Consider the following 1215-nt stretch of genomic DNA (forward strand, 5'->3'; position numbering starts at 1 on the left):
CTTCAAGACGGCCGGATCGACGCGGACAACCGGTGACGCCAAGGTCTATTGAAGCCACGCGAGCGTCGCCGCCTTGGCGGCCCGGCGTCGAATTCGCTTCTTTGCCGAGCCAGGGGGCGAGCGTGGAGCGGTTCAGCTTTTCTCGGAATTGCTGACCCGCTTTATTTACGCCATTGCGGATGGAACCGTGCGGCGCGCTTTTCCTGGAAGCGCTCTCGAATCCGTCTCAATTCTCGACGTTGATTGCGCCCGACAGGACAAGGCCAAGCGGCTTGTCGCCGCCGGCCAAGGCAGAGGGAATGATGATCGTGGTGTTTATGACCGCGGCCTTGGGCTGGACCACCTGCGTGACCGCGATGCCGTCCGATTCCATCCAGTGCACGAGCCAGATGCCTGGCGCGACTTCCAGGGCCGTGTAGGCTTCCTCGGCTGAGTTGCCCTTGTCGTGCCCCTCAAGGCAGGTCCAGCGGAGATGCTCGCCGGGCAGGTAGGAGACGCGATAGACCGCGCCGTTGTCGTAGGCAATCCGAATGGTCTTCTGGCCGAACATAGGTCTCAACTCCGGGTCAGACACGGCGACAGCTTAAGGGACGGTCGTCAAACGTTCTTGAAAGTTTGAAATTCTTCTGATATTTCATGAATGCACGGCTTGAAATAGCACGGCAGCGATCTTGAGGGAAGCGATTTCGCCGCGCCGATGCCCGAGGGAGTCCGACCAGCGATCGACGCAGATGCGGACGCGGCGGCTTCCCTCGAAGTTAGTCCTATCCCTCAGCCTTGAAGGAACCCAAAATGCATCGCGAACGTAGAGTCGGATTGTTTCCCGGAAGCCTGAGGGCAGAGGGGATCACCAGCCGCCTCGCCAAGATCCTGATCGATCTCGCGCCAGACATCCTCGACATCGAGATCTTCGCAATTGGCGGGCTGCCGCTCTACAATGCCGACCTGGAAGGCGCCGCTCCGCAGGCCTGGCTCGATTTGCGCAAGCGATTGCGGGAAATGGACGCCGTGCTGTTTGTCACGCCCGAGCACAATCGTTCGATCCCGGCAGCTCTGAAGAATGCCATCGACGTCGGATCACGGCCGTACGGGCACAATGTGTGGGCGGGGAAGCCCGGCGGGGTAATCAGCTTCTCGACGGGTGCGATGGGCGGCTTCGGTGTCAACCATCATCTGCGCCAATGCCTGGTCTTCGTGGACGGTTCAACCTTGCAA

Annotated in this window: 2 protein-coding genes; one reads left to right on the forward strand and one right to left on the reverse strand. The window is 60.6% G+C overall.

The window, feature by feature from the left end; translation table 11 throughout:
* Window positions 1-226: 226 nt before the first annotated feature.
* Window positions 227-550 carry a MoaF N-terminal domain-containing protein gene (locus EN742_RS35385; RefSeq protein ID WP_128333911.1) on the reverse strand — a complete coding sequence of 108 codons (324 nt, stop codon included), beginning with the start codon at window positions 548-550 and terminating at the stop codon, window positions 227-229.
* A gap of 242 nt (window positions 551-792) precedes the next feature.
* On the opposite strand from EN742_RS35385, the gene EN742_RS35390 reads away from it, so the two are divergent.
* Window positions 793-1215, forward strand: a 423-nt coding sequence (locus EN742_RS35390) for an NAD(P)H-dependent oxidoreductase (RefSeq protein WP_148670548.1), incomplete at its 3' end; no start/stop codon positions are given.

This window comes from Mesorhizobium sp. M4A.F.Ca.ET.020.02.1.1, from assembly GCF_004022645.1.
Taxonomy (GTDB): domain Bacteria; phylum Pseudomonadota; class Alphaproteobacteria; order Rhizobiales; family Rhizobiaceae; genus Mesorhizobium.